This is a genomic window from Allobranchiibius huperziae, from assembly GCF_013410455.1.
GTDB lineage: Bacteria > Actinomycetota > Actinomycetes > Actinomycetales > Dermatophilaceae > Allobranchiibius > Allobranchiibius huperziae.
Map to the genome: position 1 here is coordinate 873,573 of NZ_JACCFW010000001.1, position 17,908 is coordinate 891,480.

17 protein-coding genes and 1 tRNA gene are annotated in these 17,908 nt (G+C 71.4%); 10 read left to right on the plus strand and 8 right to left on the minus strand.

Features of this window, described 5'->3' with window-relative positions; translation table 11 throughout:
* Nucleotides 1–73 precede the first annotated feature (73 nt).
* A complete protein-coding gene (locus tag HNR15_RS04150) occupies nucleotides 74–664 on the plus strand; it encodes a M48 metallopeptidase family protein (protein WP_179479356.1) in 591 nt (196 codons plus the stop codon).
* On the opposite strand, the gene HNR15_RS04155 is transcribed toward HNR15_RS04150, so the two are convergent.
* On the minus strand, nucleotides 657–1,217 hold the full coding sequence (locus HNR15_RS04155) for an NUDIX domain-containing protein (protein ID WP_218883542.1): 561 nt from the start codon (nucleotides 1,215–1,217) through the stop codon (nucleotides 657–659). The genes HNR15_RS04150 and HNR15_RS04155 overlap by 8 nt on opposite strands.
* Nucleotides 1,214–2,707 carry a zinc-dependent metalloprotease gene (locus HNR15_RS04160; protein ID WP_343048413.1) on the minus strand — a complete coding sequence of 498 codons (1,494 nt, stop codon included), beginning with the start codon at nucleotides 2,705–2,707 and terminating at the stop codon, nucleotides 1,214–1,216. The genes HNR15_RS04155 and HNR15_RS04160 overlap by 4 nt, the downstream gene beginning before the upstream one ends.
* Nucleotides 2,708–2,776: 69 nt before the next feature.
* On the opposite strand from HNR15_RS04160, the gene HNR15_RS18100 reads away from it, so the two are divergent.
* From HNR15_RS18100 to HNR15_RS18760, 3 genes are read left to right on the plus strand one after another with little or no spacing between them, the layout of a single operon-like run.
* Entirely contained in the window at nucleotides 2,777–3,820 is a 1,044-nt protein-coding gene (locus HNR15_RS18100; RefSeq protein WP_243757532.1) for an NAD-dependent epimerase/dehydratase family protein, read from the plus strand.
* A gap of 4 nt (nucleotides 3,821–3,824) precedes the next feature.
* Entirely contained in the window at nucleotides 3,825–4,250 is a 426-nt protein-coding gene (locus HNR15_RS04165; protein WP_343048414.1) for a molybdenum cofactor biosynthesis protein MoaE, read from the plus strand.
* A complete protein-coding gene (locus HNR15_RS18760; protein ID WP_179479362.1) occupies nucleotides 4,247–5,350 on the plus strand; it encodes a PDZ domain-containing protein in 1,104 nt (367 codons plus the stop codon). Before HNR15_RS04165 ends, HNR15_RS18760 begins: the two co-directional genes overlap by 4 nt.
* Nucleotides 5,351–5,362: 12 nt before the next feature.
* Here HNR15_RS18760 and HNR15_RS04175 read toward each other — a convergent pair whose 3' ends face one another.
* Nucleotides 5,363–5,893 (minus strand): PPA1309 family protein, encoded by a 531-nt coding sequence (locus tag HNR15_RS04175; RefSeq protein ID WP_179479364.1) that lies wholly within the window; start codon nucleotides 5,891–5,893, stop codon nucleotides 5,363–5,365.
* Nucleotides 5,894–5,970: 77 nt separating this feature from the next.
* On the opposite strand from HNR15_RS04175, the gene HNR15_RS04180 reads away from it, so the two are divergent.
* Both HNR15_RS04180 and HNR15_RS04185 read left to right on the plus strand, forming a co-directional pair.
* On the plus strand, nucleotides 5,971–8,577 hold the full coding sequence (locus tag HNR15_RS04180; RefSeq protein ID WP_179479366.1) for a UPF0182 family protein: 2,607 nt from the start codon (nucleotides 5,971–5,973) through the stop codon (nucleotides 8,575–8,577).
* Nucleotides 8,578–8,628: 51 nt separating this feature from the next.
* A tRNA-Met gene (locus HNR15_RS04185) sits at nucleotides 8,629–8,705 on the plus strand.
* A gap of 93 nt (nucleotides 8,706–8,798) precedes the next feature.
* Here HNR15_RS04185 and HNR15_RS04190 read toward each other — a convergent pair.
* Nucleotides 8,799–9,086, minus strand: a complete 288-nt coding sequence (locus tag HNR15_RS04190) for a hypothetical protein (protein WP_218883543.1) — start codon at nucleotides 9,084–9,086, stop codon at nucleotides 8,799–8,801.
* Entirely contained in the window at nucleotides 9,083–9,610 is a 528-nt protein-coding gene (locus HNR15_RS04195) for a hypothetical protein (RefSeq protein WP_179479368.1), read from the minus strand. The genes HNR15_RS04190 and HNR15_RS04195 overlap by 4 nt, the downstream gene beginning before the upstream one ends.
* Before the next feature lie 69 nt (nucleotides 9,611–9,679).
* Between HNR15_RS04195 and HNR15_RS04200 the strand changes: the two genes are divergently transcribed.
* Together HNR15_RS04200 and HNR15_RS04205 are read left to right on the plus strand one after the other, a co-directional pair.
* Entirely contained in the window at nucleotides 9,680–10,174 is a 495-nt protein-coding gene (locus tag HNR15_RS04200; RefSeq protein WP_179479370.1) for a MarR family winged helix-turn-helix transcriptional regulator, read from the plus strand.
* 255 nt (nucleotides 10,175–10,429) lie between these two features.
* Complete coding sequence (locus tag HNR15_RS04205) at nucleotides 10,430–11,038, plus strand: dihydrofolate reductase family protein (RefSeq protein WP_179479372.1); 609 nt, start codon at nucleotides 10,430–10,432, stop codon at nucleotides 11,036–11,038.
* Between the two features lie 6 nt (nucleotides 11,039–11,044).
* On the opposite strand, the gene HNR15_RS04210 is transcribed toward HNR15_RS04205, so the two are convergent.
* Nucleotides 11,045–12,061 carry an LLM class flavin-dependent oxidoreductase gene (locus HNR15_RS04210; RefSeq protein WP_179479374.1) on the minus strand — a complete coding sequence of 339 codons (1,017 nt, stop codon included), beginning with the start codon at nucleotides 12,059–12,061 and terminating at the stop codon, nucleotides 11,045–11,047.
* A 154-nt stretch (nucleotides 12,062–12,215) separates the two neighbouring features.
* Between HNR15_RS04210 and HNR15_RS04215 the strand changes: the two genes are divergently transcribed.
* Nucleotides 12,216–12,827 carry a TMEM175 family protein gene (locus HNR15_RS04215; RefSeq protein ID WP_179479376.1) on the plus strand — a complete coding sequence of 204 codons (612 nt, stop codon included), beginning with the start codon at nucleotides 12,216–12,218 and terminating at the stop codon, nucleotides 12,825–12,827.
* On the opposite strand, the gene HNR15_RS04220 is transcribed toward HNR15_RS04215, so the two are convergent.
* Nucleotides 12,828–13,169 carry a TraR/DksA family transcriptional regulator gene (locus tag HNR15_RS04220; protein ID WP_179479378.1) on the minus strand — a complete coding sequence of 114 codons (342 nt, stop codon included), beginning with the start codon at nucleotides 13,167–13,169 and terminating at the stop codon, nucleotides 12,828–12,830.
* 138 nt (nucleotides 13,170–13,307) lie between these two features.
* On the opposite strand from HNR15_RS04220, the gene HNR15_RS04225 reads away from it, so the two are divergent.
* Nucleotides 13,308–13,784 carry an SRPBCC family protein gene (locus HNR15_RS04225; protein ID WP_179479380.1) on the plus strand — a complete coding sequence of 159 codons (477 nt, stop codon included), beginning with the start codon at nucleotides 13,308–13,310 and terminating at the stop codon, nucleotides 13,782–13,784.
* A 5-nt stretch (nucleotides 13,785–13,789) separates the two neighbouring features.
* On the opposite strand, the gene HNR15_RS04230 is transcribed toward HNR15_RS04225, so the two are convergent.
* On the minus strand, nucleotides 13,790–17,908 hold the full coding sequence (locus HNR15_RS04230) for a type VII secretion EssC family protein (RefSeq protein WP_179479382.1): 4,119 nt from the start codon (nucleotides 17,906–17,908) through the stop codon (nucleotides 13,790–13,792).

A 17,908-nucleotide genomic window follows, 5' to 3' on the forward strand; every position in this document is an offset into this window, starting at 1 on the left:
ACAGGCGCAGAAGTTGTCCACAGGCCACTCGTGGCGCCGTGGTGTTGACGGTGGTCGGACCTACATTTGGCCCATGAGCTCCTCCTCCGTCGCGGTCGACCCCGACGCGCCCGAGCCCGAGGTGGAGATCCGGCGGTCCACGCGGCGGCGTCGCACCGTCTCGGCGTACCGCGAGGGCGACCGGATCATCGTGCTGGTGCCCGCTCGGCTCTCCGCGCGGGAGGAGGCCCGCCTGGTTGCCGACATGGTCGCCCGGGTGCAGCGATCGACCGCCCGCCGCAAGAGCCCGGGAGACGTCGAGCTCGGCGCGGACGCCGAGCGCCTCTCGCGGCGCTATCTCGGTGGTCTCGCCCGGCCGACCTCGGTGCGGTGGGTGGACAACCAGCGCACCCGGTGGGGTTCGTGCACCCCGACCCGCGGCACCATTCGGCTCTCGTCGCGGCTGGCCGGGATGCCGGCGTACGTCGTCGACTACGTGCTGCTGCACGAGCTGGCCCACCTGCTGCGCCCGGACCACAGCCCGGCGTTCTGGGAGCTGCTGGGCGGTTACCCGCGATTGGAGGAGGCCAAGGCCTACCTCGACGGCGTGGCCTTCGGCGCCGGCTTCCCCGCGGCCGACGACGACGCGAGCGATGTCGACGACGCGGAGGAGCCGGCTAGCTGAGCCCGGCGAGCCCAGGCACGACGACGCGTAGCTCGGGATCGGTATCCACGGGCAGGTCGCGCACGGGCCACCAGCGCACGTCGTCCGACTCGTCGGAGACGGCCGGTGTCGCGCCCGGCGGTGCCGTCGCGACGAACCGCAGGTCGCGGTGTGACCGACACCGACCGAAGCGCGTGCTCAACTCGTGATGGCTCAGGTGCGCCAGACCCGGCCGGACGCGAAGGCCCGCCAGACCGGTCTCCTCGGTCGCCTCGCGCAGGGCCGCTTCGGCCACCGACCCGTCGCCCGGCTCGAGGTGGCCGCCGGGCTGCAGCCACAGCCGGGCCTTCTTGTGGAGTACGAGGCACACGTGTTCGCGGCTCGCGTCATAGACGAACATGCTCGCGGTGAAGTGGTCCGGCGGCCCGCCGCGCCACATCGCCTCCGGGCCGACCGCGAGGGCCCGCACGAAATCGTCCCTCAGCCGCACCTGCGCGGGGTCGGGTGAAGCATGGTCCGCCAGCAGGATCCTCGCGTCGCTCGCCAGCACGTCGTACGACGGGTCGAGACTCACCCGCGCGGAGTGTCCGGTCCGTCGGGACCGTTCTCGGGGCCATCCGAGCCATCCGAGCCATCGGAGCCTTGCTCACCCTCGAACTCGGCCTCACCCTGCGCGAGCAGCGCGTCCAGCGCCGCGTCGACGTCGTCCCGCGGAGGCTGCACCTGCTCGCCGGTGCGGCGCGCGACGTAGGCCTGCGGGTCGTCCAGATCGGCGGCGGTGGGCGCGAAGTCCGGGTGCTGCCAGGACTCGTCACGCGCGTCGGCTCCGGCGGCCTCCTCGAGTGCACCGAAGAGTGCTGCGGCGTCGCGCAAGCGGCGCGGACGCAGGTCCAGGCCCACGAGCGAGGAGAAGACGCGCTCGGCGGGTCCGCCGGAGGCGCGGCGGCGGCGTACGGCCTCCGACAAGGCGGCGGCGTGCGGCAGGTGACCGTCGGCCGCGCGGTCGCTGACCACGTCGACCCAGCCCTCGACGAGCGCGAGAAGGGTCTCCAGGTGCGCGAGCGCCCGGCGCTGCGCCTCGCTCGGCTCGGGGGTGAACAGCGAGCCCTGCAGCGCGCTCTGCATCGCCTGGGGGTCGGTCGGGTCGATGTCGCGCAGCGACCGCTCGATGCCCTCGGTGTCGATGCTGATGTCCCCGGCGTAGCTCTGCACGGCCGCGATCAGAGCGGGGGAGAGCCACGGCACCGCGTGGAAGAGCCGCATGCGGGCCGCCTCCCGGGTCGCGACGTAGAGGTGCACCTCGCCGGCGTCGACGCTCTGCCCCTCGGCGAACGCCGCGACATTGGTCGGCAGCAGCACGACCTGGTCGCCGTCGAGCAGCGGGATGCCGATCTCGGCGCCGCTCACCAGGTCACCGGCGAGCGCGCCCACCGCCTGGCCGACCTGCATCGCAAACATCGCGTTGCTCATCCGCGCCATCATCGGCTCGATCTGGCCCATCATGGCCGCGGGATCGGTGCCGGCGGGCAGCCCTAGCTGCTCCGCGGCGCCGTCCCCCAGCTGACCGAGCTGCTCCCGCATCGCGTGCTGGATCGCGTTGCCCACGCCCGCCGCGACCGGCTCGACCAGCCGACGCCACATCGGCATGGTGTGCTCGACCCACTCCGCGCGACTCCACGCCAGGCCGGGGCCGACCGCCGCGAAGGTGGTGACGTCGTCCAGCCAGAGGTTGGCGACCTGCACGACCTGATCGGTGTCGCCCTTGGTGCGCGCGGAGACCGACTGGTCACCGTCGGTCGCCACCTGCTTGCGGGCGATGTCGGTGGCCATCTCGATGTTGAACCCGCCATCGGCAGGGCCGGACATCATGGCCTGCATCTGCGCCTGCAGCATGCCCATGGTCGCCGGGTCGAGGCGGTCGATCCCCATGTTCCTCAGAGCCTCGGCGAACTCCGGGTGCTCGGCCAGCCCCTCACCGGAGAGCAACGAACGAAGCAGCTCGCCCAGGTCCGGCTGATCGGGGTCGTTCGGGTCGCCGGGCCTACCGGTCGGGTAATCGCTCACGGTGAACTCCTCGGTCGGCAGGGTCGGTGAGAGGATGCGTACGTTCCAGATAACCACGACGGGCGGTCCATGAGTTCCACAGGTCGACGTGTTCGCGCAGGGCGCAGCGTGGAGACCCTCGCGGTGACCCGCCCGTCCGGGCCGATCGCCGCCGCCGTCGAGGCGCGGTGGACCGATCGTGGCGGCCTCGTGGCGCAGCTGGAGGACAACCTCACCAGCCCGTTGATCGGCCAGGGGCTGCGGGGCGTGAGCGCACTGGTGCACGTGGTCACCCCGACCGATCTGCTGCAGGACCAGGCCGAGGACCCGGTCGAACGCCGCGACCGGCTGGTCCGCGAGGTGCGCACCCTGGTGCTCGCCTGCGCCGCCAGCGCGGTGCGCCAACTCGTCGTCGTCACCGCCGCCCAGGTGTACGGCGCCCTGCCGGACAACCCGATCCCCCTTCCGGTCGACGCACCGCTGCGCGCCCGCGGTCAGGTGGGCCTCTTCGCCGACCTGGTCGCCGTCGAGGAGGCGCTCGCCGAGGCGGCCCCGGCGTACCCGGGGTTGCGCATCGCGGTGCTGCGCCCGGCCTCCGTCGTGGGCGGCGTCGACACGCTGACCACCCGGCACTTCGCGGCCCCGCGGCTGCTGCGGGTCGCCGGTGCCAACCCGACGTGGCAGTTCTGCCATGTCGACGACCTGGCCACGGCGGTCGAGGTCACGCTCGATCGGCGGCTGGCCGGCGGGCTGCCGGTCGCCTCACCGGGGTACCTCACCCAGGAGGAGGTCGAGCAGCGCAGCGGCATGCGGGCCGTCGAGGTCGGTGCCAGCACCGCCGGCGCGATCGCGGCGCGGTTGCACCGGCTCGGCACCCTGAAGTCACCGGAGTCCGATCTGGACTTCGTGATGCACCCGCTCGTGGTCGACTCGGTGACCCTGAGCGCAGCGGGGTGGACCCCCGCGTACGACAATGACCTCTGCCTCGCGGTCCTGCTGGAGGATGTCGCCGCGCAGACCCGTGGCGCGCCACGTTTCGGAGCCAGGGACGCGGCCGCGCTGGGCGCTGCCAGTGCGGCGGTCGCCGTCGGGGCCACGGCCGCGATCATGCGGCGTCGACGACGGAAGGGTTGAGCCGGTGGATCACGACGCACGGGTGCGTCTCGCGCACCTGCGGGACGCGCCGCTGTCGGTCGACGAGGTGCTCCGGGCCGTGCAGGATCCGGAGGCCGGCGGGGTCGGCCTCTTCGTCGGGCAGGTGCGCGCTCACGACCACGCCCAGCCCGTCGTACGGCTGGACTACACCGCGCACCCGACCGCTGAGCAGACCCTGCACGACGTCGTCCGCAGCGTGCTCACCGACGAGATCACCGCCGCCGCGGCCGTGCATCGCACCGGCGAGCTCGTCGTGGGCGACCTCGCGGTGGTGGTGGCCGTGAGCGCCGCGCACCGGCAGGCGGCGCTGCGGGTGTGCGCCGAGTTGATCGACGTCCTCAAGACCACGGTCCCGATCTGGAAGCATCAGGTCTTCGCCGACGGCACGGATGAATGGGTGGGTTTGTGACGACTTCCTATGACGCTCGCGATGCGGGACGTGCAGGCAACGCGCGTCTGGGCGGACTGCGCCCCCGCACCGTGGTGTGGCTGGTGTTCGCTGTCGTGGTGGTGCTCGCGGTGGCGGCTCTCAACCTGATCCACGTGCCGGTCGCGATCCTGCGGCCGGGCCCGGCGCAGAACACCCTCGGCGCCGTCGACGGCAAGCCGGTGATCTCCATCTCGGGGCATCCGACCTACCCGACGTCCGGCTCGCTGGACTTCACCACCGTGTCGCTGGCCGGCGGCCCGCAGTACCCCGTCAGCGTGTGGGAGTGGGCGACCGCGCACCTCAACAGCAACGCGCAGATCGTGCCCGCCGACGAGTACTTCCCCAAGAACGTCACGAGCAAGCAGGTGGAGCAGCAGGACACCACCGACATGGCCGACTCCCAGCAGACCGCACAGGTGGTGGCGCTGCGCCAGGCCGGTATCGAGGTGCCCGAGACCGTGTCGGTCGGCATGGTGAGCCCGGGCTCGCCGGCGGCGAAGTACCTCAAGGTGAGCGACGTCGTACGCAGCATCAACGGCACCGCGCTCGTCCGTCTGACGACCGCGCGTGCGGTCCTGGACAAGATCAGCCCGGGCAGCACGGTCACCCTGCAGGTCACCCGCGCGGGCAAGCCGCTCACCCTGCGGATCAAGACCGAGAAGAACACCCAGGGGTCGGGGTCGCTGCTGGGGTTCTACCCGGTGCCCGACTACACGCTGCCCTTCAAGGTCGACGTCAACGCCGGCGACGTCGGCGGACCGTCGGCGGGCAACATGTTCACCCTCGCGATCTACGACAAGCTCACGCCCGGGTCCCTCACCGGAGGCAAGAGATTCGCCGGCACCGGCACCATCTCCGAGGACGGCAGCGTCGGACCGATCGGCGGCATCCGGCAGAAGATGGTGGGCGCCCACGACTCGGGAGCGAAGTACTTCCTCGCGCCGGCCTCGGACTGCAACGAGGCCCACGGGCACATCCCGTCGGGTCTGACCGTCATCAGGATCTCGAGCTTCGCGCAGGCTGTCGCAGCGGTGGAGAAGGTCGCGTCCGGGCAGGGCGCGGGCCTGCCGTCCTGCTGAAGTAGGGCAGCGTCAGGCCGTGAGCGTGGCCCGCAGCGCCTCGACCAGCCCGGGGGCGATGTCCTGACCGATGGCGACCTTGTCGTCGGCGTCGTGCGCCCGCTGCCGCAGCAGGCAGACCGAGGCACCGTCGCGCAGCACCGCCACGAGCAGTCGGACGTCCTGGCGGTCCGGGTGCGCGGCCAGGGCCTCGGCTGCCTTCTCCGCATCGGTGGGCAGGTCGTTCTCCGCGTCGGGCGGCACCACGAGGCGCTCCACGGCGAGGGCGACCCCGTCGACCTCCGGCGGCCACGCGAGCCGGCCGAGCATCGACTCCAGGGACGACGTCGGCGCCAGGCCCTCCTGCTCGATGGTGCTGAGGCCGTCCGCGGCGGCGGCACCGAGCTGCGCGGCGAGCGCCGGCTCCCGGGCCAGCAGCCCGGCGTTGCGCGCGATCGCGAAGAGGCGCGGCGCCTGGTCCCAGCCGGCGGCGGCGACATGGCGTTCGGTGTCGACCGCGCACTCGACGAGGGGAGGCAGGATCGTCTCGGGAGTGCTCGGCATACCTGCCATCGTGCCGTACCGCTCGCGCCCGCTAGGTTGAGGGCGTCGTTGCCCGGTGCGTGGGACGGAAGACCCCGATGAGTGCTGCGGACGGTTCCGGGCGCTCCGGAGGCGCCGGATCCTCGGACGTGCGCGCCCTGCCGCGGCTGGATCGCCGCCGCCACTCCCTGCTGCGCCTCACCCTCACCGTCGTCGTCGTGCTCGTCGGCGGCAACCTCGCGGCGAATCTGTGGACCCGGCACCTGTGGTTCGAGAACCTGCAGTACGCCGGGGTGTACGGCGTGGAGCTGCGCACCCGGGCGGCGCTCTTCGCGATCGCGTTCCTGGTGGTGGAGCTGCTCTGCCACGGCAGCGTCTGGCTGGCCTACCGCTACCGGCCGATCCGGGTGCCGGACGCCGCGGGCGAGGCGATGCACCGCTACCGGGTGGCGATCGAGCCCTTCCGGCGTGCGGCGTTCGCGGTCGTGCCGCTGCTGATAGCGCTCATCACCGCGGCCAGCGCCTCGAGCCAGTGGCGCACACCGCTGCTGTGGTGGGCGCGGCAGAGCTTCGGTCAGACCGACCCGCAGTTCCACCGCGACATCGGCTTCTACGTCTTCACGATGCCCTTCATCGAGATGCTGATCGGCTTCGGCACGGTCATCCTGATCCTGGCGCTGGTCCTCGCCACGCTGACCCACTACATCTACGGCGGCATCACCGTCGCCGAAGGCAGGCTCACCTTCACCCGGGTGGCCCGACGCCACCTGTGCCTGCTCGCCGTCGCGCTGCTGCTGGTGCGCGCCGCGGCGTGGTGGTGGGGCCGCTACGCGCTGGTCTACCGCACCGGGCGCACCCTGACCGGTGTCGACGACACCGACGTGCGCTCGACGCTGCCGGTGCACGCGATCCTCGCCTGCGCCGCCGTCCTCACCGCGCTGACGTTCCTGGTCACGATGCGCACCCGCAGCTGGCGGTGGCCGGCCGCCGCGGTGTCGATGCTGATGGCGACCGCCGTGGCGTTCGGCGGCATCTACCCCGAGATCCTGTCCGCCGTCCGCGGCAACACCGCGCGCTCGTCGAACGAGGCGACCTACCTGCAACGGGAGATCGACGCCACCCGCGCGGCGTACGGCGTCTCGGACGTGACGGTGCGCGACTACCCGTCCGGTGCGACCCCGACCGCGGGCCTGACGTCCGCCGCGGCGGGCGTGCCGGTCTTGGACCCGATGGTCGTGACCGGCGCGTTCCAGCAGCTGCAGGGGCTCACGCCGCCGGCCGCGTTCGCCGCGGGCCTCGACGTCGGCCGCACGGGTGCCGGTGCCTCGGCCGCCCCGACGGTCGTGGGCGCCCGCGGCATCGACCTGTCGGGTCTGCCTGCGAGCAGACGCGACTGGGTCGGCCAGCACCTCGTCTACACCCACGGCACCGGCGTGGTGAGCGCCCGCGCCGACACCACGACGGCGAGCGGCGCGCCGTCCTTCCTGACCGACCCCGCCGCGGCCGGCAGCCGCATCTACTTCGGTGGCGGGCTGCCGTCGTACTCGGTCGTGGGCGGCAAGCCGATCGAGGCGGACGGCACGGCGAGCACGGGCTTCCGGTACGACGGCAGGGGAGGGGTCGCGCTGGGCGGCATCATGCGCCGGCTCGCCTACGCCGCGAAGTTCCGCTCGTGGGACCTGCTCACGTCGCGTTCCGTCAGCACCACCTCCCGGGTGATCTACGACCGCGACCCCGTCGACCGGGTGCGGCAGGTCGCGCCGTGGCTGTCGGTGGACGAGGGGGCCTATCCGGTGCAGTCGGGAAGCCGCACCCTGTGGGTCGTCGACGGTTACACCACCTCCGACCGTTATCCCTATGCCGAGCACCAGCCCCTGACCACCGGGTCGGACACGCTCGGGCGGTCGATCAACTACCTGCGCGGCTCGGTCAAGGCCACGGTCGACGCGTACGACGGAACGGTGCGGCTCTACGCCTGGGACAGCGACGAACCGGTCCTGCGGGCCTGGGAGAAGGTCTTCCCGGGCACGGTGCGTCCGCGCTCGCAGATGCCCGCCGCGGTGCTCTCGCAGGTGCGCTACCCGCAGGGTCAGTTCGAGATGCAGCGCACGATCCTGGGGGCCTACCACGTGACCGACCGTGCGACCTTCGCCGACGGCGGGCAGCGCTGGTCCGTGCCGGTCGACCCGACGACCGGTGCCGGTGTGCTCCAGCCGTCCTACTACCAACCCGTCACCCTCCCGGGCGCCGCCGGTCGCGGCTACGCGCTCACCTCGTCGTACGTCGGCGCGGGCGGCACGGGCGCGGTCACCGGCTACCTCGCGGCCGGATCGGACGCCGGGACGACGCCCGGGCAGGTCGGCGCGGGGTACGGGAAGCTCACGCTGCTCCGGGTGACCGGCTCGGCGCGGGGTCCTGGCCAGTTCCAGAACGACCTGAACTCTTCCGCCGAGCGCTCTTCGAGCATGCCCGGCACGCTCAGTCAGTTCTTCATCACCGAGGCGCGCGCCAAGGCGAGCGTGAGCAAGGGCAACCTCCTGACGCTGCCGGCAGCCGGCGGGATGCTGCAGGTCGAGCCGCTCTACGTACGGCCCAAGGGCGCTTCCTACCCGGTGCTCAAGGCGGTCGTGGTCGGCTTCGGCGGGCGGCTGCGGTGGGGAGCGACGCTGCAGGACGCGCTCGCGGACCTGTCCACCGCCCGCTAGCGCTGCTCGATTTTGCGGCGCGGCAGCCCTCCCGTAAGCTGGTGTTACCGACGCGGGGTGGAGCAGCTCGGTAGCTCGCCGGGCTCATAACCCGGAGGTCGCAGGTTCAAATCCTGCCCCCGCTACCAACGCGTCAACGAGAGATCCCCGGGCCACACGGCCCGGGGATTCTTGCTTTCTGCTGGTCGGACCGGTCGATCCGTTCGTCCGGTGACGGGCGATCAGGGTTGCTCGGACGGTCTGTCCTCGGGACTGTCCATCGACAGCCGGTGCGCCAACAACGCGCCGATACCGGGGATGAAGGTGAGCAGTCGGGCCCGCGAGGAGAAGGGGCCGCTGAAGGAGAGCGCGATGGCGATCAGGTAGGCGCTGCCGTGGATCGGACCGACGATGCCCGCGAGTCCGGAAGAACGCGCCGTCGCCAGATTGATCAGCAGAGCCGCCAGGGAGACGGTCTCCACCACCGCCACGATGCCGAAGGCTCGCCGGGACGGGGGCGCGGGGGTCACCGGTTGACTCCCGTGGTGGAGCCGGGCCGGATGATCATGAGCACCACTACGATGGCCCAGGTCAGCGAGAAGAGCCCGGTCATCATCCCCAGCCGCGACAAGGTGGCCGGTGCCACGCGTGGCGTGTTCGGAGCCGGAATGTCGGGCTCGGACGCCCGGCCCGGGTCGAGAGCGGTGAGCACCTGGCGCTGACCCGGCACGATCCGCAGGATCAGCAGCGCGGCCGCCACGGCGGTGAGAAGCATCGAGATCTGCAACCAGACCTGCCCGAGCGCGTGCATGCGCACCGCGGTCGCGATGCCGAACACCGGCACCACCAGAGCCGGCGCGGCATAGCTGCGGCAGATGCGGTGCATGGCCTGCGCGACCGCGACAGGGCCCGCGGGATCGCCGCTGTGCCCCGCGCCCGGCCGACCGCCCGCCGCAGCGCGCGCGTACCGCGGGAAGACACTGGCCGCGACCGTCATCGGCCCGATCAGCACGATCGCCGCCAGCACATGGATGGACAGCAGCAACGCCGTCATAGGACTGTCTCCTTCTGTTGCGATGCCAGGTTGAAGTTCGACCGGACGTTGGTGTGAAAGGTTGAGGAGATGAGGGACGAGGTCGATGAGGGCGCAGCCGCACGACCGACAGGGCCGACATGGTCAGCGGGGGAGGGCGGGGTCACCCCGAACGCCGCGTTCCTGCTGATCGCGATCGGGCGTATGACACGCGAGCGCGCCGAGCGCGAACTCGAGAGTCTCGGTCTGGCCCTGCGGTACGTCTCCGCTCTGGGGCACCTCGCCCGCGAACCGGGGCTGTCCTACAGCGAATTGGCGCGTCGCGCCGGGATCACGACGCAGAGCATGCAGACGACCTTGCATCATCTCGAGCAGCGGGCGGCGATCGAGCGCCGCACCCCACCCGGACGCGGCCGCCGCGCCGAGTTGCAACTGACCAGCAACGGACAGGCCCTCCTCGCGCAGGCACGAGCCGTTATGGAAGCCATCGATCACGACTTTGGCGAGGTGCTCGGCGAGGGATCGCATGCCACGCTGACCGCCCTGCTCGCCCAGATCGCCCAGGTCTCCCGGCCCGGCGCCTGAGTCATCGGGGACGATCCCGATGACTCACCGTGGGGGAGGGCTCGGGCCCGGCCCCACCCGTGCTGCGTCGGCGCCGCCGTCAGTTGGAACGTCATGACTTCTCCTCGGCTAGTTACAGTCTGACTGTAACTAGCCGAGCGGCACTTGTCACCGGGAGGGGGCGAGGCTCGTACCGCACAGCAGGTCTTCTCCCCGGCCCGTGAGTGCCCTAGCGTGCAGCGAGCAGCTACTGGCGGGCGCGGACCGGGAGTGACCATGGGCAAGGCAGTCGCCGACATCTCGATCTCGCTGGACGGATACGTCACGGCCCCAGGCGTGGATCTGTCGCACGGTCTCGGCATCGACGGTGAGCCGGTGCACGCGTGGGTCCTCGAGGAGCCGCGTTCGGACGTCGACGAACAGGTCGTCGCGCGCAGCTTCGAGCAGACCGGGGCGGTCGTGATGGGACGGCGCCTCTTCGACATCGTCGACGGGCCGCACGGCTGGAGCGACGAGGTCGGCTACGGGCACGACCAGGACCAGGCGCTGAGCCCGCCCTGCTTCGTGCTCACCCACGAACCGCCCGCGCATGTACGGCTCACCGAGAGGTTCCGTTTCGTGACCGAGGGCATGGCGGCCGCCGTCGAGCAGGCCGCGGCGGCGGCCGGGGACAAGGACGTCGTGGTGATGGGCGGCGCCGACGTCATCGACCAGGCGCTCGCGGCCGGGGTGGTGCAGGAGTTGCGCATCCATCTGTCGCCCGTGCTCTTCGGCGGCGGGACGCGACTCTTCGAGCTGACCGGCCGAATGGCTCTGGTGCAGCGCGAGGTCACCGTGTCACCGAGGGCGACGCACCTCACCTACGACGTGGTGCGGGCGGGCTGAGCGGACTCAGCGCCAGCCGAGCGCCGGGGCCAGATGGCGCAGCACGCTGTCCAACACGTGCACGTTGTAGTCGACGCCCAGCTGGTTGGGCACCGTCAGCAGCAGGGTGTCAGCGGCGGCGATGGCTTCGTCGTCGGCCAGCTCCTTGACGAGCTGCTCCGGCTCGCCGGCGTACGACTTGCCGAATCGCGCGAGACCGCCGTCCAAGTGACCCACCTGGTCCGTGCTGTGCGTGTCCCGCCAGAAGTACGCGCGGTCCGTCTCGTTGACGATCGGGAAGATGCTGCGGCTGACCGAGACCCGCGGCTCACCGGGGTGCCCGGCGGACTTCCAGGCGTCCCGGAAGCGTTGGATCTGCTCGGCCTGCAGCTGGTGGAACGGCACGCCGGTGTCCTCGGTGAGGAGCGTGGAACTCATCAGGTTCATGCCCTGCTCACCGGCCCACTCCGCCGTCGCGCGCGACCCCGCGCCCCACCAGATGCGCTCGCGCAGTCCGGGGGAGTGCGGCTCGATCGGCAGCAGACCGGGCGGGTTGGGGAACATCGGGCGCGGGTTGGGCTGCGCGAACCCCTTGCCCTGGATGACCTGCAGGAAGGTGCTGGTGTGCTCGCGCGCCATCGCGGCGTGGTCGCCGTCCTCCGGCTGGTAGCCGAAGTAGCCGTAGCCCTCGATGACCTGCTCGGGCGATCCCCGGCTGATGCCGAGCTGCAGTCGGCCCCCCGAGATGAGGTCGGCGGTGGCCGCGTCCTCGGCCATGTAGAGCGGGTTCTCATAGCGCATGTCGATCACGCCGGTGCCGATCTCGATGCGGCTGGTCCGCGCCCCGACCGCCGCGAGCAGCGGAAACGGAGCCGACAGCTGTCGCGCGAAGTGGTGCACCCGGAAGTACGCACCGTCCGCGCCGATCTCCTCGGCGGCGACCGCCAGGTCGATCGACTGCGTGAGCACGTCCGCGGCCGAGCGCGTCTGCGACTGTGGCGACGGCGTCCAGTGGCCGAAGGACAAGAAACCGATCTTCTTCATGACGGGTAGAACGACGATGCCGGGGTGGGGATTCCTGCACGGTGTCGGTCGTCGATCACCGTTCGCGCATCCGACCGGCATGCTGAGATGGGCGCTCGACTGCGACCGCCGATGACCGACGACCCCGCGAACCCACCGGCGCAGGAGGAACTCGATGGACAAGACCAGGCTGGAGGCGTTCTCCGACGGTGTCATCGCCGTCGCCATCACGTTGCTGGTGATCGACCTGCGGGTGCCCGAACCCGCTCATGACGCCTCTCTCGCGCACCGACTCGGTGAGCAGTGGCCCAACTTCGCGGCGTACGTCGTCTCGTTCCTCACCATCGGGGTGATCTGGGTCAATCACCACGCCACGCTGCGCCGGCTGCGCGCCGTGGACCGCTCGATCCTCTTCCTCAACCTCGCCCTGCTGATGACCATCGTCCTGCTGCCCTTCACCACCGCGCTGATGGCGCGCTACCTGCTGGAGGACTCAGGGCGCACCCTCGCCGCGGCAATCTACGGAGGCTCCCTGCTGCTGATGTCCGCCGTGTTCCTCACGATGAACTGGCATCTGCTGCGGAATCGGACCCACCTGCTCCATGCCGACATCTCACCGGCGTATCGGCGGACTGTGCTGTCCCGCAACCTGATCGGTGTAGCGCCCTACCTGCTGGCCACTGCGGCCGCATTCGTGAGCCCCTACCTGACGCTGGCCATCTCCGCCGCGGTCGCCGTCTACTTCGTGCTCCCGGGCACCACACCGGACACACCCGGCGAGGCGTGATCAGGAATCCTGCGCGGATTCCTCCACCGTGAGCTCAGCGGTGGGCATCACTTCGAGGCGCTCGTCCGGGATCGGCGTGCCGCTGCGTACGGAGAGGCCGAAGGTGCCGTCCGCCAGGCGCTTCTCGGCGCGCTCGATGGCGGCCAGGCGGTCGCGCAGGCTCGCGGCGGTGGCGTCATCGACCTCGTCAGCGGCCAGGGGCTGTGCCGAGTCCACGTCGTCGCCGGCGTCGCCGCGTCCGGTCTCGCGGTCCTGGTCGAGGTTGGAGTCCAGGTGGGTCAGCAGGCTCTGGACCTCGGCCCGTTCTTCCTCGAGCAGGGTTCGCGCGCGGTCTGCGTCCATCGGTGCACCTCCGGTGCGTCGTCGTGCTCCATGCCGCCGAGCCTCACTGCCGCCCGGCGCCGCAGTGCGCCAGACTAGCCCGCTCGCGTGGGCGCGATCGCGGCCCGTGCGCAGCCGCCGCTGCGTAGGCTCGCAGCCATGCCGTCGCCGCTGATCGTCTCCGCCAGTCGCGCCATCCCGGTGCCGGTCGAGGACGCGTTCGAGCGCACCCTGACCACGCCGCTCCCGCAGATCTTCTCCCGCCGATACGGCGTGCTGCCGGCGGTGAGGGAGACCACCGGTTTCACCCCGCCGTGGGGGAGCGCCACAGGCCAGACGCGCACCGTGCGCACCACCGACGGCGGCTCGATGCGGGAGACGCTGCTCGCGATCGACCGGCCGCGATCCTTCGCCTACCAGTTGAACGGCATCACCGGCCCGATGGTCGTGCTGGCCGCGTCGGTGGAGGGGGAGTGGGCCTTCGCCTCTGTCGGCACCGGCACCCGGGTCACCTGGTCCTGGACCGTCCGTGGCGCGAACGCCGTTGGATCGCTGGCGCTTCCGGCGTTCGGGCGGATGTGGCAGGGCTATGCGCGCCAGGCTCTCGAGGAGTTGGAGCGGGTGCTGCTCGCCTGACGCCTTCAGGGGGTCGCGACCTGGATCTCTTGTACGTCGCCCCGTACGACGAGCAGCCCGCGGCCCTGCCGCGGACGATCCATCGGCCCGATCCGGATGCCGAAGAGGTCACCGTCGTGCCGGCCGGGTTGCAGCAGCAGCCCCGTCTGACGGCGGCGCAGCTCGGGCGCGAGGCCCCGGTACGACGTGGCGAGGTCGGACGCGACACCGCTGGCGCAGACGATGCCGCCGGTCGTCCGGTGGCGTGCCAGATGCTCCAGGACGTCCGGCTCCGCGGCCATCCCCGTCAGCTGATCGGCGTCGTCGACCAGGACGGCGCCGTCGGGGTACTCCGCGCACCATGCGCGGACCGCACCCAGATCGTCGTATGGCAGCCGGGTGACCGCGGTCGCCAGACCCCCGACCGGAGCGCCCGGCCCGATCCACCCGACCGCCCGGGAGCGACCGAGCACCTCGGCCAGCACCGCGAGGGTCGTCGTACGTCCGCTGCGTGGTGGACCGCACACCAGCCAGCCGGCCCCGCCACGCTCGTCGATGGCAAAGCCGGCAGGACCGTCGACGGTGCACCCCAGAGTCACCACGCCGGGATCGGTCGCGACGAGCGTCGCGAGCTCGACCCGATCCGGCAGCGCCGCGACTCGGTGTGGCCGACCGTTCGGTGCTGCAACGAGATTCGTCCGCGCGTCACCCGGCAACGCGAACTGCAGTTCTTCGCCGCCTGGCAGCAGCAGTCCTCGACCGGGCGGCATCTCAGCGGGGATCTGTGCGGCGCGTAATCCCGCCATCAGCAGATCCGACGGATCGGCCATCCGGGTCGCGACGGTGCTCGTGAAGAGCGCACTCACCCGTCCCGACAGCAGCGCCCGACCGCCGGTGGCCACGACGCTGACGCCCACGGAGACACCATCGCGCAGGACCTGGGTGATCCGATCCTCCAGGTCGCCGACGGTGTGCTCGTTGCTGATCTCCTGGAAGACCTCCCAGCCGTCGATGACCAGCAGGATGCGTGGGTCGGGGCCGGACGTGGCGAATCCTGCTCCGCTGTAACGCAATTGACGCTCGCGGATTACGTTCGTCAGCCATTGCACGAGGCGCAGCGTGCGCGAAAGCTCATCGCGCAGCACGACCGCGCCACAGTGCGGCAACGACCCGATGCCGCCCAGGCCGCCGCTGCCGTCGAGCACGTAGACGTGCAGCCGATCGCTGGTCCAGGCTGTCGCGGCCGCACCGATGAGCGCGTGCGCAGCCGTGGTGCGACCGCTGCGCGGCCCACCCACGATCGCCAGGTGGCCGTCGGCATCGAGGTCCCAGCCGATGGTCAGCTGCTGTTGTTCGCCCGGGAGGTCCACCAGGCCGAGGGGAACGGCCGACCGAGCAGCGTCCCGAAGGCCCATGTCACGCAGCGGTTTGGCGGTCAGGTCGGATTTTCCTACCCGTGAGGGAAGGGGCGGCAGCCAGGGTGACGGAGGTCGACGTACCCGCCCGTTCGCCGCACTGACACACACCGCGTCGGTCAGGGATCGCAGACCGGTCCGCGCGTTGGCGCCCGTGTCATCCGGCGGCCAGAGCGGAGCTCCAGACTCGGGATCGACGCGCGCAATGCGGACTGGCTCGTCGCCGCCGCGCAACGTCGCCCCCGTCCATGCCGTCTGCAACGCGCGCGGCGCGCCACCTCCGGTCCGCAGGATCGCGCGCCCTGGGAGGGACGCCGGGATCGCCGCCGCGGCGTCGGTCTCGATGACGTTCTGGGAGTCGGCGGCATCGCGGACGCGGAGGGCAATCCGCAGGTTGAGGTTGGCTCGCATGTCGGCGGAGACCACGCCTGCGGGTCGCTGGGTCGCGAGGACCAGATGGATTCCCAGTGATCGGCCGACTGCCGCGATGCGCACCAGTCCGTTGATGAAGTCGGGCAGTTCCTCTGACAGCACCCGGAATTCGTCGATGACGATGCACAAGCGAGCGAGCGGCTCACGATGCGCAGAGCGTTCGTAGTCACCCAGGTCGGACGCGCCCGCCGCCGCCAGGAGGCGCTCACGACGTCGTACCTCGGCCTCCAGGGACCGCAACGCGCGCGAGGTCAGGTGTGTATCGAGGTCGGTGACCAGCCCGAGCGTGTGGGGCAACCGGGCGCAGTCCTGGAACGCCGCCCCGCCCTTGTAGTCGATCAGCACGAAGGTCAGCCTGTCCGGCGGGCTCGCGAGGGCGAGGGATGCGATCAGAGTCTGCAGCAGCTCGGACTTGCCGGCACCCGTCGTACCGGCGACCAGCGCGTGCGGTCCGTCGACCGCCAGGTCGACCCAGAGAGCACCGTCGGCGCCGACCCCGAGCAGTGCACGAGGCGTGCTGGACGGCGTCCCCCACAGCCGTTGCACGGCCACGGGATCGGAGAGGTCGACACCGAGTTCGGCGCGTACCAGCGCGGCGTGAGCCACCTGCTCGGGCACCTGCTGTGCCGGATCGTCCGGTCCCGCGTCGGTCAACGCGCCGAGCGCGCGCGCCGTGGCGGTGACCAGTGACGGCACGGGCAGATCCGGCCGAAAGTCGGTGTCGCCGACCCTGCCGTGATCACGCCGATCGACGCGCACCGTCGTGGTGCACGCCGCGGGCAGCTGCGTGTGATCCTCGTCGAGGGCCAGCACCGCCATCCCGTACGCCGCCGCCCTGCGCACCACGTCCGCGGCGGACGGTGTGGTCGCGCACCCATCCAGCACGACGAGGGTCCGAGGAGGTGCGGTGTCGTCGAGTTCGATCAGCTGCGAAGACCATTCGGCGAATCGCGGGTCGTCGGGGTCGGCCACCATCACCCGAGGCTGCGACGCGGGGTGTGGCAGCACCTGCGGCAGCGTCGTCATCCCACGCCATCGCTCGCGCGCGTCCTGGTCCGCGCACAGGATCACCATGCCAAGGTCGCGCGGCGACTGCCAGGCGGCCAGCTGGATGATGCCTCCCATCACCAGCTGGTACCGCAGGCATCCGCTCACCCCCACCACCCGGTGCTGCGACAAAGACACGGTGATCGGCACCTCGTGCACCGGTAAGGGGCGGGTCGCGCGGTTCCCGCCCGCGACCCGCACCCGGCTGCGCACCGTCCCGACCCCGACGCGGAAGGCGAGGTGGTCCTCGTGCGTCGCGGCCCGGTGCCACACCGCGGAGCTGCGCGAAGCAGCATCGTGCGCGGCGCGGGTGATCGGTGGCGCCATCTGCCGGCGCAGCGCCTGCTCGACGCGCACGGCGGACGCGCAATCCTCCTCGAACCTCACTCGCGCCAGGGTGTGCGCCCGCGCATCCTCGCGAAGACGTCGGCGGGACGTGCCGCGGTCGCCGGCGTACTGGGCGACCACCATGATCGGGCTGAGCAGCGCGAACATCGCGAAGAGCGGATTGCGGAGCACGACGACCATGGCGGCCGCGAGCACCAGGGGCACGATCGCGGAGACCCACGGGAAGCCCCGACGAGTCGCCAGCTCCGGCGGTAGGGGCGCGGTGAGCTCGACCTCGTCCAGCCGCAACGTCTTTCGCGGCGATCGATGGATGAGATAGCGGCCCGTCCCGTCGGTCGGCGGGTGCTGGGACGCCCGTGGTGCGCGTTCGATGGCGAGCGTCGTCCCACCGACGCGCAACCGCTGCCCGACGCGCAGGTCGACGAAGTCGGGGCCGATCCGACTGCCGTCGATCCAGGTGCCGTTGGTGGAGCACAGGTCGCGAACGACCGCGCGCCCCTGCTCGACCCGCAGCTCGCAGTGGTGCCGGGACAGATCGTCGTCCTGCAGTACCAGGTGGTTCTCCGACGCGCGGCCGACGACCACGCACGCGCCGGTCATGACTGCACGTGCGCCCACGCACGGTCCCTCTGTGGCAACCAGTTCGAGCAGGTGTGGCGGCTCGAGAGGCACCCCGACATCGCAGACGACCGCCTCGTTCACCAGCGGTGGGACGCCGACCACAGCCTCCGCGTCGAGCTGCACCGACCCGACGTACGCCGGGTCGGGCGCTTGGAGGTCGCCGGCGACCTGCGTCCAACTCGTGCCGGCGGGCACGCGGACGCACCATTCGCGCAGCAGCCCGTCGGCCGATCGCACGACGCGCAGGCGCAGCGTGACGGTCGACGCGAGCGGTCCTTGCAT

What these genes read in the sequence shown, in the direction of transcription:
- HNR15_RS18100 (WP_243757532.1), top strand. Translation starts at nt 2,777, where the DNA reads ATGAGTTCCACAGGTCGACGTGTTCGCGCAGGGCGCAGCGTGGAGACC.
- HNR15_RS04210 (WP_179479374.1), bottom strand. Translation starts at nt 12,061, where the DNA reads ATGAAGAAGATCGGTTTCTTGTCCTTCGGCCACTGGACGCCGTCGCCA.
- HNR15_RS04215 (WP_179479376.1), top strand. Translation starts at nt 12,216, where the DNA reads ATGGACAAGACCAGGCTGGAGGCGTTCTCCGACGGTGTCATCGCCGTC.
- HNR15_RS04220 (WP_179479378.1), bottom strand. Translation starts at nt 13,169, where the DNA reads ATGGACGCAGACCGCGCGCGAACCCTGCTCGAGGAAGAACGGGCCGAG.
- HNR15_RS04230 (WP_179479382.1), bottom strand. Translation starts at nt 17,908, where the DNA reads ATGCAAGGACCGCTCGCGTCGACCGTCACGCTGCGCCTGCGCGTCGTG.
- HNR15_RS04150 (WP_179479356.1), top strand. Translation starts at nt 74, where the DNA reads ATGAGCTCCTCCTCCGTCGCGGTCGACCCCGACGCGCCCGAGCCCGAG.
- HNR15_RS04175 (WP_179479364.1), bottom strand. Translation starts at nt 5,893, where the DNA reads ATGCCGAGCACTCCCGAGACGATCCTGCCTCCCCTCGTCGAGTGCGCG.
- HNR15_RS04200 (WP_179479370.1), top strand. Translation starts at nt 9,680, where the DNA reads ATGAGGGACGAGGTCGATGAGGGCGCAGCCGCACGACCGACAGGGCCG.
- HNR15_RS04180 (WP_179479366.1), top strand. Translation starts at nt 5,971, where the DNA reads ATGAGTGCTGCGGACGGTTCCGGGCGCTCCGGAGGCGCCGGATCCTCG.
- HNR15_RS04205 (WP_179479372.1), top strand. Translation starts at nt 10,430, where the DNA reads ATGGGCAAGGCAGTCGCCGACATCTCGATCTCGCTGGACGGATACGTC.
- HNR15_RS04195 (WP_179479368.1), bottom strand. Translation starts at nt 9,610, where the DNA reads ATGACGGCGTTGCTGCTGTCCATCCATGTGCTGGCGGCGATCGTGCTG.
- HNR15_RS04225 (WP_179479380.1), top strand. Translation starts at nt 13,308, where the DNA reads ATGCCGTCGCCGCTGATCGTCTCCGCCAGTCGCGCCATCCCGGTGCCG.